This window comes from Corallococcus silvisoli (assembly GCF_009909145.1).
Classification (GTDB): Bacteria; Myxococcota; Myxococcia; order Myxococcales; family Myxococcaceae; genus Corallococcus; species Corallococcus silvisoli.
The window spans coordinates 119,615-135,502 of the sequence record NZ_JAAAPJ010000016.1; the positions used below are offsets into that span (position 1 = coordinate 119,615).

The following is a 15,888-nucleotide window of genomic DNA, read 5'->3' on the forward strand; positions in this document are numbered from 1 at the left end:
CATTCCAACCAGAGCGGCGCAACGCCGCTCCCGCGCTCGAGGCGCTGAGGCTGATGCGGTCCAGACCTCTCTCGACCACTCGCAATTCGTGTTTCGTCCGTCGCACCCATCCTTCCAGCCGCCCCGTCGGCGGCCGGGCCGTTGTTAGAGGGTTTACACCAGAGTCGAGGCCGCGTCGATGTAGCCGTCCGCGGTCAATTTCTCCAAACGGCTGAAGTACGCCGTCCGGGCTTCCGTGTCCGAGTCGAACCACAGGCGCTGGTGGCGCGAATCGCCCAGGCGCGGGCCCCACGTGAGGGCCACCACCTTGCCGTCCAGCGAGACGCGGTACACCTGCTCCAGCCCCGTCGCCGGGTCGCGGCGCACGTACGCCCGCGTCTCGGCGCGGATGAGCTTGCGGCCCTCCGGCGTCTGCCGCAGCGCCTCCTCCTCCACGCGGCGGCGCGCGTACACCAGGCGCAGCGCGAGCATGTGCTCGCAGGGGCCTTCGCGCAGCCCGGAGCGGCGGAAGTGCGGGCAGCCGCAGCCCGCGTCCTTCACGCGGCCCTCCAGGTCCAGCGTGAAGCTGGGGAAGAAGCTGCGCACCGCCTCGCGGTCCACCACCTCGCCCTGGATGCGCATGCCCTCGCCCACCAGGTCGTGCACCTGGGTGAGCTTCACTTCGCCCGCGCCCGGGCCGCCGTCGCCCAGCAGGCGGTGGGCGCGCGCCTCACGCTCGTTGCCGTAGCGCAGCGCGGCCTCGTCCACCGGGGTGGGCATCAGCTCGCGTGGGCGGTAGGTGCCGCGCGCCACGTCGAAGAGGACGCGGCCCCGCAGGCACTCCAACTGGAGCGCGGCCCGCACCTGGTCCTTCGGCGCCCCGGCGTCCTTCGCCAGCACGTCGAACCCGAGCGGGCCGTCCTTGCGCAGGCGCAGGCGCAGCGCCTCCGCCAGGCCCTCCGGCACGTCGCGCGGCATCAGCGAGTCGAAGGCGGCGGCGCTGGACCAGCCGCTCTCCGTCCAGCCCGTGAGTCCCAGCGTCAGCGTGGCGTGGCCCAGGTCGATGACCCAGAACACCGGCAGGCCCGGCCCCAGCAACTGCACGTGCACGCTCTTCGCGTGGGGCAGCAGGCGCGCGAGCGCGGCGAGGCGCTGACGCCCGAAGGTGCGCACCACCGCCGGCGCGCTGCCGGTGTACGCGCCGCCGTGGCACTCCAGCACCTGCTCCCAGGGCTCCAGCACCAGCCGGGGCGGGGCGCCGGGGACCAGCTCGAAGCGCAGCGCGCGGGGCGCCTTCTTCGAACGGCGCGTGCGCAGCGCGAAGAGCAGGTTGTAGAGGTCGATGGGCGCGATGGAGCAGGTCGTCGCCGGCAGCGTCGCCGCCGACTGCACCTGGAGGAAGCCGCGCAGCCACGCGTGGGGCACCTCCACCGTGCGCGGCGCGCGGGGCTCCGCGGCGGCCGCCTTCGCGGACGGGGCGACGTGGGCCTCCAGCGCCACCGGGGCGTAGGCGCGCAGGCGGTCCAGCCGGGCGGGCAGCTCCGGCGGGACGTCCAGGAAGGTGGAGCCGTGCGCGGCCTCGCGCTTGTCGAAGAGGCTGTTGTCGAAGGCCAGGCGCGCGTAGGCGCTCTCGTCTCGGGAGAAGACCTCCAGGGACACCTGGTCCGGATCCACCGTGAGCACGGGGTCCAGCACCGCGTCCTTCTTCTCCTCGCCCTCCAGCGCGCTGTCGAGGAAGGCCTTCTGGGCCTCCCAGATTTGGGCGCTGGCGCGCTTGCCCTGCTTCATCAGGTACGCGAGGTACGCGGTGCGGTCGCGGCCCCGGTAGCGCAGGTCGCTGGACAGCACGGCGAAGGCGGCGGCCAGCGCGTCGCGGAAGAGGGTGGGGTCCTTCACCTGTCCGCTGACGCCCACGGTGCCGCGCGACCCCTCCAGGGCCAGCTGCACGCGCGAGGCGTCCGGCGTGACGACCACGTCGCTCTGCGCCGTGTAGCTCAGCGCGACGGGATGACGTGCGGTTGCGGTGCTCACTGTTGACCTTCCTTCCGGGCGCGCTCAGCGGCCCGGCGTGCACGTTTGTGGGCGCGGTAGGCCGCCTTGCGCAGCTCCACCGATTGCGACTTGTCGAAGGCCGCCGTCTTCAGCAGCGCCGCGGCCTCGTCACCGCCCAGCCGTCCCAGCGCGGCCCACGCGTCCTGGCGAATCTCCGGCTTCGCGTCGGCGGCCACGGGCTTGAGCGGCTCCAGGTCCTTCTTCGCGAGCAGCGCGGGCACCGCGAGCCTGCGGGCCTCGCTGGCCGTGAGGGCGCCCGGCGCCACCTGCGCGCCCGTGGGCCCCAGCGCCACCGGGTCGAAGGGCTTCACCTCCAGCGCCCACGCGGAGGCCTGACCGGGCACCAGCGCGGCCAGCACCGCCGCGGCGGCGGAGCGCACGGCGGCGTCCGGGTCCCCGAGCGCGGTGCGCAGCGCCGGGGCCTCGCCCGTCGCCTTCATCCGTCCCAGCACCCGCGCCGCCTCCTGGCGCACGGCCGCGGGGGCGTGGGCTTCGCCCTGGCGGAGCAGCTCCGAGGACGTCGCCACCAGCTCCTTCGCGCCCAGCCGCGAGCCCGCCCAGAGCAGCCGCTCCCACGCGGCGGCCAGCGGCTCGCGCTTCGGCTGCGGCGTGGTGGCCCAGGCGGTGGCGGTGCGCCGCTCCGCGGCCACGACCGCGCGAACGAGGCCCGTGGTGTCCACGGCGCCCGCGTCCCGCGCATCACCCGTCCAGGTGCCCACGAGCCGCGCGGCCTCCTCGCGGGCCTCCGGCTTGTCGTGGCCGAACAGGGCGATGACCTCCGGCAGGGGCAGCGCGCCCCTCCGGGCCAGACCCCGCCGCAGCCGGAGCCGCAGCTCCGCGTTCTCCAGCGTGGCCAGCCGGGGCACGAGCAGCGCCGGGTCGCCTTCGCTGGCGAGGTAGGTGGCGGCGGGCTCGGAGATGTCCTCGTGCTCGCTCTGCACCGCCAGGAACTCCACCCGCGTGCGCTCCTTCGGGAAGAGCACGTCCAGCGCCTTGCGCGCGACCTCGCGCAGGTCGTCGTCCTCATCGTTCAGCGCGGCGGCCAGCGCGGCCTCGGCGGCCGGGTCCCCGAACTTGCCCAGCTCCTCCGCCACCGTGCGGCGCACGTCGTCGTCCGTCTCGATGTCGGCGAGCAGCGCCTCCAGCTTCACCCGGGCGCGCTCTCCGCCCAGGGCGCGCAGGCCGCGCACGGCGGCCTGCTGGCGCCGGAAGTGGTTGCCCTCGACGGCGGTGGCTTCCACCTTCTCCTCGACGCGGCGGCGCTCTTCACCCTCGGGCATCCGGTGGGCGAGCCGGCCCAGCGCCTCGATGGCGGCCTGCACCATGTCCTCTTCCGCGGGAGCGTCCGGGGTGCCGCCGTTGGCCACCGTCTCCAGCTCGGAGAGCGCGCGCACGTCACCCAGGGTGCCCAGCGCGAGCAGGGCCCGGCCGCGCTCGTGCGGCTCACCGGCGCGCGCGTACAGCAGCAGGGGGCGCAGGGCGCTGACGCCGCGCCGGTGCGCGACGCCTTCCGCCGCGGGCAGCATCAGCTCACGGGCCCCGGCGCGGAGGATCTCCTCCAGCGGCTCCACGGCCGCGCCCTGCTCCACCACGCGCTTCGAGTAGCGCTCCACCGCCTCCGCGCGCACGGTGACGTCGCGGTCGGTGAAGAGCTGCACGAGCAGCGCGTCCTGGCCTTCGTTCTTGCCGTGCTCCAGCTCCGCGGCGGCGGCCTTGCGGACCTCGGGGTCCTGGCTCCGCACCGCCACGCGCAGGAAGCGCACCGCGAGCGCCGCGTCGCGCTTCTTCAGCTCGCGCTCGCGCTCCTTGAGCTTCTCCTGCTCCGGCGGCCAGGTGAGCTGCATCGCGGCCGTCACGCAGGCGAGGCGCACGCTGGGGGCTTCGTCCTCCACGCTCTGGCGCGCGAGCACATCCAGCGCGTCCGCGCGGCGGGTGCGGCCCAGCGCGGCCACCAGCTTCGTGCGCTCGGGAATCTCCGTCGCCACCGTCAGGCGCTGGGCGAGCGCGGCCACGGCGGCGGACGTCCCCAGCCGCGCCAGGGCCTCCTGCGCCCGGCGCGCCACGGCCACCGTCTCCGAGCGCAGGAAGGTGCCCAGCACCTCCACCGCCCGGTCATCGCCGCGGAACGCGAGCAGCTCCGCGGCGCGCAGCCGCAGGTCCTCGTGCTCGCTGCCCATCGCGCGGCCCAGGGCCTCGGTGACGCGCGAGTCGTTGGCGCCCGCCAGCCGCTCGATGACCCCCACGCGCAGGTCCGCGTGCTCGCTGCCCAGCGCGGCCAGCAGCGGCTCCAGGCTGCCCGGCGGGCTCAGCTTCTCCAGCAGCTCGAAGGCGGACTTGCGCACCTCCGGCAGCGGCGAGTTCAGCGCCGCGGTCAAGCGCGGACGGGCCGCGTCGCCCCGCTCCGCCAGCTCCTCCAGGGCCGCGCGCGCCACGTCCTGCGCCAGCGAGGCCAGGGCCAGCGCCAGCGGCTCGTCGCTGCCGGCGGGGTACAGCTCCTTGAGGCCCGTGAGCGCGGCCCTGCGCACCAGCTGGTGCGGATCCTCCAGCGCGCGCAGGAGGGCGGCCACCGCGGCGGACGTGCCCGCGTAGCCTTCCTGGGTGAGCTTCACCACGCGGTCCACGGCGTCGCGGCGGACGCGGTGGCCTTCCTCGTCGCCCGCGGACACCTGCCGCAGCAGGCCCACGTAGGCGCCGAACGCCAGCCGGCGCAGGTGCTGCCGCTCCGCCTGCGTCGCCGCCTCCTGCGTCGCCGTGCCCTCGGCGGTTCCTTCCGAAGGCTTCACCGCGGAGAAGAGGCGGCGCAGCCAGCTCTTGCCCGTGGCGGACGCCGTGCCCTGCTTCTCCGGGGTGGACGGCTGCATCACGTGCGCGGCGCCTTCGGCCGTCTCGGGCTTCCAGGGCGCTTGCAGCGTGCGGGGGCGCGCGACCTTCTGCGCCTCGCGGAAGTAGTCCAGGGGCTTGTTGCGAAGCAGCAGCACCTGGGCCGCCGCGTAGCGCTGCTCCGGCTGTCCGCTGGAGAGCGCCTCCGCGAGCCCGACCATGCGCTTCGCCCGGTCGTCCTCCGCGGGCCAGTCCTTCATGTCGCCGGCCTTCTCCGGGCGCGGCGGCAGCAGCACCTCCACCAGGTGCGCGCGGTACGCCTCCGGCTCCGTGCGCAGCTCCAGCGTGCGCGCCGCGGCGTAGCGCACCTCCGGACGGCCGCTGGACAGCGCGCTCGTCAGCAGGTCCGGCGGCCCCCCCTCGCGGCTGGCGCGCAGGTCCCGCGCGAGCACGATGGCGAACACCATCTCCTGGACCTCGCGCGCGGAGTCCTCCAGGCCGTGCAGCAGGCCGCCGTCCCCTTCGGGTCCCAGCGCCGCGAAGGCGAGGATGGCGCCCAGGCGGATGGGGAGGTGCTCATGGCGCAGGTTGCCCGTGAGCACCGGCAGCGCGCGCACGTCGCCCAGGCGCGCCAGGCCGTCCGCGGCCCACGACCGCGCCGCGACCAGCGCATGGCCCAGCGCGTCCAGCAGCGCGCCCTCGTCGCCCCGGCGGCTCGCGGTGGCGAGGCCGCGCGCGCCCTGCTCCTGGAGCTCCGGCAGCTCGTGGGGCAGCAGCGTGGTGGCGTAGAAGCCCAGGAGGCGCCGCGAGCCCAGCGTGGCCAGCGCGCGCGCCGCGCGGATGCGCAGGGGGACGAGGAAGCCGGGCGGGTACATCCGCTCCAGGTCCTTGTCCGTGATGAGCCCGCGCAGGGGCTCGATGATGTCCTCCGCGCCGCGCGGGGCGAGCAGCTCCGCGGCCCGCACGCGCACCGGCAGCGTCGCCGCCGCGATGCCCGCGAGCAGCGGCCCGTTCTCCGCCGGGATGAGCTTGTCGAGCGCCTCCAGCGCCGCGACGGCCACCTCCAGGTGCTCGTCCTGCACGCGCTTGAGGAGCGCGGAGCGCAGGGGCTCCGCCGGGGCGTGCACGGCGCCCTTCGCGGCCCTCTCGCGCAGCGCGGGGTGCGTGGCGTTGAGCGCGGCCAGGTGCGGCTCCGGCTGCTCCTTGCCCGCGAGCTTCACCCACGCCTCGTACGCGGCGGTGGCGACGTTGACGTCGCGGTCCTCCACGGACTTCTTCAGGCGCTCCATCGCCCAGTCATCCGTGCCGCGCTGGGCGAGCACCTCCACCGCGCGGGTGCGCAGGTCCGGGAAGCGGCCCGCCAGCGCCCGGTCCAGCGCCTTCACCGGCTCCTGGTCGTTCCAGGCCCACAGCGTGCGGAAGGCCTCGCCGCGCACCTTGGCGGACTCGTCCTCCAGCGCGTCGCCCAGCAGGCCCTCCGCGCCCTCCGCCTTCGCGCCCAGCTTCACCAGCCGGTCCAGGCCGCGCACGCGCACGTCCTCGTGGCTGGAGCGCAGCGCGGCCTCCGCCGCGGACATGGGCGTGTCCGAGTCCAGCGCCACCACGGCGGACAGCGCCGCCGCGCGCACGTCCCCGTCCGCGTCGTCCAGCATCCACACCAGCCGCTCGCGGGCGCGCGGATCCTGCAGCGCCTGGAGCGCGCTGGCCGTCTCGCGGCGGATGGGGGCGTCGTCCTCGCGCGACAGCTGGAGCAGCGCGCCCAGCGCGCGTCCATCCCCCAGCTGCGCCAGCACGCGGGCCCCGCGCACCGCGGTGTCCGGCATGCGGCACGCCATGGCGGCCAGCAGCGGCTCCAGGTCGGCCTCCGTCAGCGCCGAGCCAGCGGAGGCCTTGCCGAAGAGCTGTTCGCGCGAGGCGGCCAGCTCCGCGTCGGTGGCGGACTTCGCCTCCGCGTCTCCGGACGCGCGCTTGGCCTGGAGGGTCAGCATGCGGGTCACTTCCCGCACCGTGCGAGCGAACTCCTCGTCCTTCGCCTCCAGCGTGGCGGCCAGCGCACGGCGCTCCAGCACGCGCACGGCGAAGGCCACGCGGCGCACGTCGCGGTCCGCGTCGTCCAGCGCGCGCGCCACCAGCGGCTGCAGGCGCGGGTCGGCCAGCAGACCCGCCCCCGACGCGCGCAGCAGCACCTCCACCTTGAGGGGCGCGGGACCACGCTCGAACGCGAGCTTCAGCGGCTCCGTGCTGCCCTTGGGGGACACCGTGGTGAGCGCGTCCAGCGCGGCCGTGCCCACGTCGTTCTGCGCGTCCGGCAGCTTCCCGGCGATGAGCCCCGGCACCAGCGGCGACGCGCTCCCCAGCTTCGCCAGACGGCGCAGGCCCTGCACGCGCATGTCCACGAAGCGCGAGTCCAGCGCCGCGCGGAACGCCGCGAGCGGCGACTCCGTCTCCAGCTTCTCCAGGGCATTGAGCGCGGCGGCGCGCACCGTCTTGTCGTCGTCGTTGAGCCGCTCCCGCAGCTTCGCCCGCGCGGCGGTGCGGCCGTGCGTGCCCAGCTCCGTGGCCGCCAGCCGGCGGGCCTGGGCGTCCTTGTCCGAGGACAGCACGCCCAGCACGAACTCCAGCGCCTCGGGCTCCTGGAGCGCCACCGCCTCCTTCACCGCGGCCTCGCGGCGGGGGAGGGCGGCCTTCAGCGACTCGCTGAGCACGTCGAAGCCGTGCGCGTACGTCTGCGTCTCGTCCGTGGGCTTGCCGTCCACGCCCAGCGTGACGCGCGTGACCTTGCGGTCCTCGCCGCCCACGAAGAGGAAGCCCAGGAGCTGCTTCGCCTGGCGGGGGTTCGCCGGCGGCCCGAAGGCCACCGCGTGCGTGGCCTTGACGCCCAGGTCGAAGGTGCGCGGCTTGCGGCGCTCGTCCAGCCGCCAGACCTTCAGCTTGCCGTCGTTGCCCACCGACGCGATGCGCTCCGCGGGCTCCTCGCCGGCCTCCGCCTGCGGCGTGGGCGGGAACACCAGCCCCAGCACCGAGCCCGCGTGGCCGCTGTCCTTGTCGCCGCGGACCTCGGACTCCACCGCGCCGACCAGGTACCAGATGCGCAGCTTCCCATCGTCGCCCGCGGAGACGAGCCGCCCGTCGCGCGGCGTGAAGGCCAGCGCCCGCACCGCGCCCTCGTGGCCCGGCATGTCCCGGCGCGCGCCCGTCGCCACCGTGAACGACCGCACCACGCCGTCATCGCCCGCGCAGCCGACGTACGTGTGCGTGGGGTCCACCGCCACCGCGCGCAGGGGCAGCGAGGACGCGCTCCACTCCTTCAGCTTCTGGGTGCTGTCCCAGTCCCAGGCGCGCACGAAGCCGTCCACGCCGGCCGTGTAGAGCACCTTGCCGTCCGGGCTGGCCGCCACCGCCGTGCACCCACCGGGGTGCGCGCCGTGGAGCTGGAACTTCACCGCGCCGTCGGCGAGCGACCCGAAGCGCACGGTGCCGTCCGCGCCCGCCGCGGCGAACTGCTCGCCCGCCAGCGCCAGCCCCAGCACGTGGGACGGCAGCGGGGACGTCCACAGGACCTTGTTGGTGCCGGGCTCGTACGCGGTGAGGCGGCTGTCGGGAGCGGCGCGCGTGCCGCCCACGATGAGCAGGCGCGCGTTGGCGGCGAGCGCACGGACCTTCTCGATGTTGCCGATGGAGAGGTTGGCCATGGTGTCGTTGTCCTAGATGCCGCCGAGCTGCACGCCCGGGTGTGCCGCACGCAATTGCACCAGCGAGGCCAGGCAGCTCTGCCACTCGCCCTTCGCCACGGAGCCGGTGAACTCGCCCAACACGGGCGCCACCACGCGGGCGAAGCTCTCGTCTTCCAGGCCCAGGTCGCGCACCAGCTCCACCACGCGGCGCTTGGCCACGCTCGCGGACAGCCGGCGCTGCACGTCACCCTCGCGCGCTTCCTTCGCGCGCCCGGGCGGCAGGCCGAACATCATGCGCCGGAGGAACGTGCGCAGGGCCTCCACGTCGCTGAAGCGCGCGGTGCCGCCCGCCTCGCGGACGTCCTTGCCCCCACCCGCGGGCTTCCAGCCCTCCGGCAGGTGCTGCGGCCGGTGCTTCTCCCAGAGCAGCCGCACCGCGAACAGGCCCACCTCGCGGTCCGCGCTCTGCATCAGCCCGGCCAGCCGCTCCGCTCCGCCCAGCCGCGCGTAGTGCCGGCGGATGAGCTCCACGGCCACCTCGCGCGTGCTGCGCTTGGTGGACTCCGTGAGCGCGAACACCTTGCCCGCGTCCAGCTCCTCCGGCTGCAGCGTGTGGCGCGCATCCGCCCCGGGCTCGCCCGCGTTGAGCAGGGCGTCATACGCGAGGTTGCGGATCTCCTTCGCGTCCGAGTCCGCCAGCTCGTACACGCGCGTCTGGTAGCCCCACGCCCGCAGCTCCGAACGGGCGAGGGTCAGCGCGAAGCGGCGCACGTCGTCGCGCGGATCCATCAAGGCCGGCCACAGGCGCTCCGCCGTGTACGCCTTGCGCGGCGCGCGAGGCCGCAGCTCGTAGGACTTGGACTCCGGCTGCTCCGGCCCGATGCCCGGGTGGTGGCAGCGCAGGTACGTCTGCGCGAACGCGCGCACCGGGGGCGGCTGCTTCGCGCCCAGCGCCAGGTCGAACAGGCGCTCCAGGCCGGCGTCCGCGTCGCCCGTGTCGCTGAAGTCCGCGGGCACCACGTTCTCCAGCAGGTAGCGGTGCGCGAAGTCGTGCAGCGTGGGGTCCGCCCGCCGCGCCAGCGCCAGCAGCCAGGGCACCGTGAGCTGACGCGCGGTGAAGAGCTTGCGGTTGCCCAGCAGCGCCAGCGCCGTCTCGCGGTGCTTCGCGCTGAACACCAGCGCCTTCACCCGCTCCACGTCCAGGCCCGGCAGGCTGTCCGCGCGGGTGAGCCACTGCGCCGCCTGACGGCCCAGGCGCGGGTGCGCCACCAGGTCCAATATCCACTCCGGCCCGATGTCCGCCGGCTTGTACGCGGACAGCGCCTTCATCGCGGTGTCCTCCACGATGCGCGGCCGCGAGGACTGCTTCGCCTCCGTCAGCGTCAGCTTCCAGAACGCGGCGGGCATCTCCCCCGTCGCGTACTTCGTGGTGACGTAGTTCTTCGCCCAGTTGAGCTGCTCCTGGCGGCCCCAGAGCAGCTCGCGCAGGAAGTCCTGGGTGATCTCCGCCCGGTCGAAGGACTGCTCCAGCGCCTTCGCCGCGAACGCCGCGGTGGGCTTGGAGACGAGCAGCCGGCCCAGCAGCGGCAGCCCCAGCTCGCGCGGCGGGCGCTTCTCCAGGGTGGCGGCGGCGAAGGCCTTCACGTCGTCCTCGCCGCGCTCCACCAGGTCCGCCAGCCGGTCCGCGGCCATGTCCTGCGCGTGTCCGCGCGCGTACTCGATGGCGTAGGCGCGGGCCTTGTCGCTGGGGGAGAACAGCAGCTCCAGCACCGCTTCGTGCAGCCCGGCCGCGCGCAGCTTGCCCTGGTGGAACTCCGGCGAGCCCTGCAGCGTCTCCACCAGGAACTCATGCGCGCTGCCCAGCGGACGGCGCGCGAGCCGGCCCAGCCACGCGGGCGTCACCTTGCGCAGCGCCTCCGGGAAGTCCTTGCGCAGGCCCTGGATGGCGAACTTCGCGGCGGGGTCCGACTGGCACGTGTCCAACAGGCGCATCAGCGCGTCCGGCGAGCGCTTCCACGCGTCCGGATACATGCGCTGCTTCACCATGTCGTTGGGCGGAGGGATGGAGAAGCGCGACGCGGAGTAGTTCCGGCTGTTGTGCGCCCAGACGTGGTGCGCCACCCAGCACGACGACCAGGTGGTGTCCGGCTCGTAGTGCCGCAGCACCTCCACCGCGAACTGCGGGTAGAGCTCCGGCACGGCCGCGCCCAGCTGACGCAGGAAGCGCCACGCCCGGCGCTGGAGGTAGGTGAGGGTGCCGCCGCCCACCTCGCGCGAGCGGTGGGTGCCGCGCTCGGTGTCGAAGCGCCACGCGAGCACGCCGAACATCTCCGCGTCGTGGCGCGCCTCGGACAGCTTGTAGATGCGCTTGAGGCCCGCCCACAGGCCGAACTTCAGCGGCGCTTCCTTCGCGAGCGTGAAGAGCACGGCGCGCGCGGGCTCGGTGTTCTTCTCGTACAGGGACACCAGCAGGTCCGCGAGCGCGAAGCGCGGCGGGAGCGGCACGTCCTTCTGCGCGAGGAAGCGCTGCCACGCCTCATGCGAGCCCTGGCGCCGGCCCTTCTTCTCCCCGTGCTGCCGCGCCTGCTCCAGCAGCTGTTTCAGCGCGTCGAAGCCAAGCGCGCCCTGCGGCAGCGGCGTGTCCGACGTGCGGTCCGGCTGGTCGAGGAAGGCCAGCACGGCCTCGGCGAGGTCCGGTGCCTCGGCCCTGGCCAGACGTTCGAGGTCTGCTGCGCTCAGCGCGTCGCTCGCGGTCATGGGGCGCGGGTTTAACACAGCTCCCCGTCACCGCGAGCCACCACCGACACGCCTCACCACGGCAGCGCGGGGACCTCCACCTGCTGGACGTCGCCCGTCCCCACCATCACGTCCTGGCGGAACGACAGCCAGCGCCCCTCGCGTTCTCGCAACACGAGAAGCGTGTAGGGCCCAGGTGGGAGGTTGCTCCAGGAATCTCCGGGGGACATGAAGAGCGGGAGCGCCTGCTGGCGCAGCCACTCCAGCTCCAGCGAGGTGGCCACCTCCCGCGGCGCGGGCACGCGTCCTGGCAGGAGGTAGGGCGTGCCCTGCATTCCGCGCTCGCTCCAGCGCAGCTTCAACGTGGGGCCCCGCGTGGACACGGGCAGGTCCACGCGGTTGACACGGCGCGCCTCGACCCGAGTGAGCCGTGGAAGGACGGTGAAGCGGGACGTCGCGTCCGCGGGCTTCACCAGGTAGTCACCGGGAGACAGGTCCCGGAACAGGCCCACGCCCTGGCGCGCGATGGTGATGTTCTGCGTGCCCGGTTCATCCTTCGGAATGGCGATGAGGCCGAGGCTGCGCGGCTGGCCCCGGTCGTCCGTCACCGTCACCTCCAGGCGGATGGAGGTCTGGAGGCGCAGCTCCACCGTGTCCTCGTTGGGGCCCAGGGTGCGCTGGAGGGACACGTGCTCCGCCTCCTGCACGGTGAGCACGTAGGGCCGGGCCTCCACCGCGGGCAGGTCGAAGGTGCCGTCCGGGCCGGTGAAGACGTTCAAGATGCCGCCGCGCTCCACGCTCTCCTCACCCGGGGCGTCGGGAGGCAGGTCCAGGGAGACAGACACGCCTCCCAGCGGCGCGCCGGTCGCGTCGTCCACCACGCGGCCCTTCACGACGTGGCCCGTGTCGATGCGCACCGTGCCCAGGTCCACGTCGCGGCCGGCGGGGACGACCACGTCGCGCTGGGTGATGGCGTGGCCCGGGACCTGGAAGGACAGGTGCTGGGGGCCGGGGTCGTCCACGAAGACGGTGAAGACGCCACGCGGGTCGCGCACGGGTTCTTCGTTCACGCTGAAGCGGGTGATGGGCGTGCCGTCGGTCTTCACCAGCCGGCCGGTGACGCGGCCCTGGAAGGTCAGGGTGATGCGCACGTCCATGTTCCCCGCTCGGGCGATGACCTTGGGGCCCTCCTGGGCCTCCAGCCACCGGTCCATGCGCGCGCGAGCCTCCTGGATGGATTCGTTCTCATCGCCCGACTCGAGCTCGGGCTCGTCTCGGGCGCCGGGCATCGCGTAGCCGGGCTTCATCGCCGTCAGCTCGTAGTCCCAGTCGCGGACCAGCGGCTCCAGGACGAAGCGGCCGTCGGGGCCCGTCCGCGCCGACAGGGGCGAATAGGCGCGGCCCCCGCTGGCCTCCTCCTCCTTGGCGGCGCCATCCACGGCGACGCCCGCCAGGGGCCGGCCCTCCGTGTCCACGACGATGCCTCCCAGGCGGCCGTCCAGGTCCAGGTGCAGCGAGAGCTCCACGGTCTCCGAGCCTCGCACCGTCACGCGTTCGGGCAGCAGGCGCTCATAGCCGCCCTGGTTCGCGCGCAGCCACACGGAGTAGGTGCCCGGCGGAACCCCCTGGATGACGAAGTGACCGTCCTCTTCCGCGGACCCCGCGAAGGTGGAGCGCTCCACCTCGTCCTCGGCCGGGTCCTCGTCTGGCTCCCCGCCGGAGCCGTCGTCGTCGGCCTTTCGCGAGCTGGCCTCTTCCGGGCGATGGGTCACCAGCAGGATGTCCACCTCGGTGACGGGCGCGCCACGCGAGTTCGTCACGCTGCCGCGCACGGTCGCGCCCGCATCCAGGGTCAGCTTCAGGTCCGCGGAGGGGGCCCGGACCTGGAGCTTGCGAGGCAGGAAACCGTTGGCCTCGATGGAGAGCATGCCGGTGAGCGCCTGGTCGACCTTGATGGCGAAGTGGCCGTGCTCGTCGGTGGTGGCGTCGTAGGTGAGGGGGACTTCGCGAGGCGGGTGCATCGTGAACAGCGGTGGATGCGGCATGGTCGGCGGCGGGGCGCCCTGGGGGCGCTTCAGAGGCGCGGGCAGCAGCGACAGGTTTGCCTCCGCCACCGGCTTGCCCGCGGCGTCGGTGACGTGGCCCTCCACGAGGAGGGCGGGGGAGAGGACGAAATCCAGCGGAGGCCCCCCGGCGGCCACGGTCCGGACCGCGGTGAGGTCCAGCAGCCGGTCCGCCACCACCTGGAAGGTGTAGGGGCGTGCCTGGAGGGGGCCCACGCGCACGCGGCCGTTCGCGTCGGTGGTGCCGAGCGCCTGGAAGATGGGGATGCTGAAGTGCGCGGAGGCCTCGCTCGGGAGGTCGGCGGACACCTCGGCATTGGCCACGGGGGCACCGGTGGAGTCATGCACGGTGGCTTCGACGAAGAACGCGGTGCCCAGGCGCAGCGTCACCCGGGTCTCGCGCAGGTCCTCCGTCACCGTCACGGTTTCGCGCGCCTGGAGTCCGCCTTGCTCCGCGTCCAGGCGGTAGTCGCCGGGGGCCAGTCCGTCGAAGGTGAAGAGCCCCTGGGCATCGGTGGTGGCGACGCGCTCGCCGTCCGCCTCCGTGACGGTGGCGCCGGCGACGGGCTGTTCGCCGTCCACCACGGTGCCCACGATGCGCCGGGGGGTGTACATCAGGATGTCCTCGGGCAGCGGGCCCGCCGCCAGGTCCTGGAGCCACGCGGTGAGCTTTCCCGGGTGGGCGGCGAGGAGGCTGTAGGTGTCGCCGTCAGGGAGGGGGCCCACGGAGAAGTGGCCATCCGCGCGGGTCCGGGTCTCGAAGTAGCGCGCGGTCCCAGTGTGCAGCACGGTCACCTGGGCGTCGGCGAGCGGGGCGCCGTCCTCGTCCACCACGCGGCCAGTGAGTGCGTGGCTGGGGACGAGCGTCAGCGTCACGTCCTGGGTGCCGGTGGCGACGTCCTCTTGGACGCCCGAGCCCTGGGGGCCCAGGGCCCACACGGCGACCCTTCCCCGTGGCAGGTCCTCCAGGGTGAAGGTGCCGTCCGGCGCGGAGGCGGTGCGGGCGAGGATGAACGCGCCACCCCGGTGGGCTTCCACCAGCTCGCGGAGCCACTGGCCGGCGGAGACGGAGGCACAGTCCTCGGAGGCCAGGGAGACGCCGGGGGAGTCCGCGTCACAGGGCAGCTCCGTGAGGGTCTCTCCGGGCAGGGCCACGGAGGCGGAGACCTCCATGCCGGAGACGGGGTGGCCTTGGAGGTCCTGGACGCGTCCGCGCACCTGGAGGGCGCCCTGGGGGGGCGCGGGTGGGGTCGCGGCAAGCTGTCGGCGCGCGGTGCGGGGTGGGGTGGGGGGCTTCGGCGGAGGCGGAGGGGAGCGCAGCCACCAGAGGGCCCCGGCTCCGGCGAAGAGCAAGAGCAGGACCGCACCGATGACCACCGCCGCTGGCTTCCTCATGGCGCCCCTCCTGGGTGGGTGACTGTAGCAGCAGCGCTGACGTGGACCGGGGCTGGGAACGCGCAGCCGCCGCGTCAAAAGGCGCGGACGAAAAAAGCAGGGGGCACGCCAAGGATTCCGGCGGCGGACGTATTTGAAGTCAGGGTGGGGGCACTGGGGGCAGAGCCGCCGGCGCCCAAGGGTTCGGAGCGCGGAGCGCTCTGGGCAGAGGGGGGATGGGTTCTGGGGGTCGATCTTCCGGGACTCAAGGTTTTGGGCAGTCGCCGTCTTGAAGGAAAAGCAGGACGGACGCGGGTCTTTGGGGGCCGCATCCGGATGAGGGGGACCCCTCGGGGGAGGGGTTGAGTTACTGGGAGCGCGTCGAGGGGGCGCGCTCCCAGTATTTTTTCTACGCCAGCAAGCATCTCCCGAGCGCGCCTTCAGAGGCCCAGGAGGGCAGCCATGCGGGGCCGCCCGGAAAGCTTCGCCCGAGGACACGCGCATGGTCGAGCTGCTGAGGCGTGGTTCGCGGCCGTCTTGATGCGTCCGCAAGGCGCTCGGCGGCGGAAGGGGAGCCAGGCATGGGGGACCGCTACCTCCACTGGCCCCCGAGCCTGAAGGCCGAGCCCCTGACCCACCGTGCCGCTGCCCAGTGACGGGGCCTCCCTAAAGAGAGGCCGCCCGGCAGCTACTCGAGGCCATGGCCCGTGCGCGGCCGTCCGTGAACACCGTCGCAGTGGCCAGCACCTTCGTGGGTGGATCCCCTGGATGCGAACGCACGGGTGCCTGCCCTGGATCGGACCCGGGTTGATTGGCGGTTGACACCGGAGGCTGCGAAGCGGTAGAAGCCGCGCCCCACCGCAAGAAGTCCGTGAGGCAACAAACGGACGGAAAGCGGTGAGGAAAGCTGACAACGAACAGTTGACAGCGGAGACGGCGAAGAGGTAGAAGCCGCTCCCCTTCGAGAAACCGGCGGAAGTCACTGGACGGCGCCGGGGAAACGAAGTGGTTCGCAGGACGCAAAAGCGAAGTTGACGGCGGATGCGGACTGAAATAGAAGCTGCAACCCCGCCGGTCGTAAAGAAACTGGCAAGCGGGACGAAGCAACGGTAGCAAAAGTCGCGAAGCAGGACAAGCGGCTCGGTCTTTGAAAACCAAATAGCAAGCCCAAGAAGTAATGGATTGCGGAA

Annotated in this window: 4 protein-coding genes; all 4 read right to left on the reverse strand. The window is 73.6% G+C overall.

Translation table 11 applies throughout. The features are described from left to right. Positions 1 to 153: 153 nt before the first annotated feature. From GTY96_RS28650 to GTY96_RS28665, 4 genes are read right to left on the reverse strand one after another with little or no spacing between them, the layout of a single operon-like run. A complete protein-coding gene (locus GTY96_RS28650) occupies positions 154 to 2,010 on the reverse strand; it encodes an SWIM zinc finger family protein (RefSeq protein WP_161666383.1) in 1,857 nt (618 codons plus the stop codon). Continuing rightward, complete coding sequence (locus GTY96_RS28655; protein WP_161666384.1) at positions 2,007 to 8,543, reverse strand: HEAT repeat domain-containing protein; 6,537 nt, start codon at positions 8,541 to 8,543, stop codon at positions 2,007 to 2,009. The genes GTY96_RS28650 and GTY96_RS28655 overlap by 4 nt, the downstream gene beginning before the upstream one ends. 12 nt (positions 8,544 to 8,555) lie before the next feature. Then, positions 8,556 to 11,282 carry a hypothetical protein gene (locus GTY96_RS28660; RefSeq protein ID WP_143908978.1) on the reverse strand — a complete coding sequence of 909 codons (2,727 nt, stop codon included), beginning with the start codon at positions 11,280 to 11,282 and terminating at the stop codon, positions 8,556 to 8,558. Positions 11,283 to 11,335: 53 nt separating this feature from the next. Next, positions 11,336 to 14,719: a carboxypeptidase regulatory-like domain-containing protein gene (locus GTY96_RS28665; protein WP_161666385.1), complete on the reverse strand. Its 3,384-nt coding sequence runs from the start codon at positions 14,717 to 14,719 to the stop codon at positions 11,336 to 11,338. Positions 14,720 to 15,888 lie beyond the last annotated feature (1,169 nt).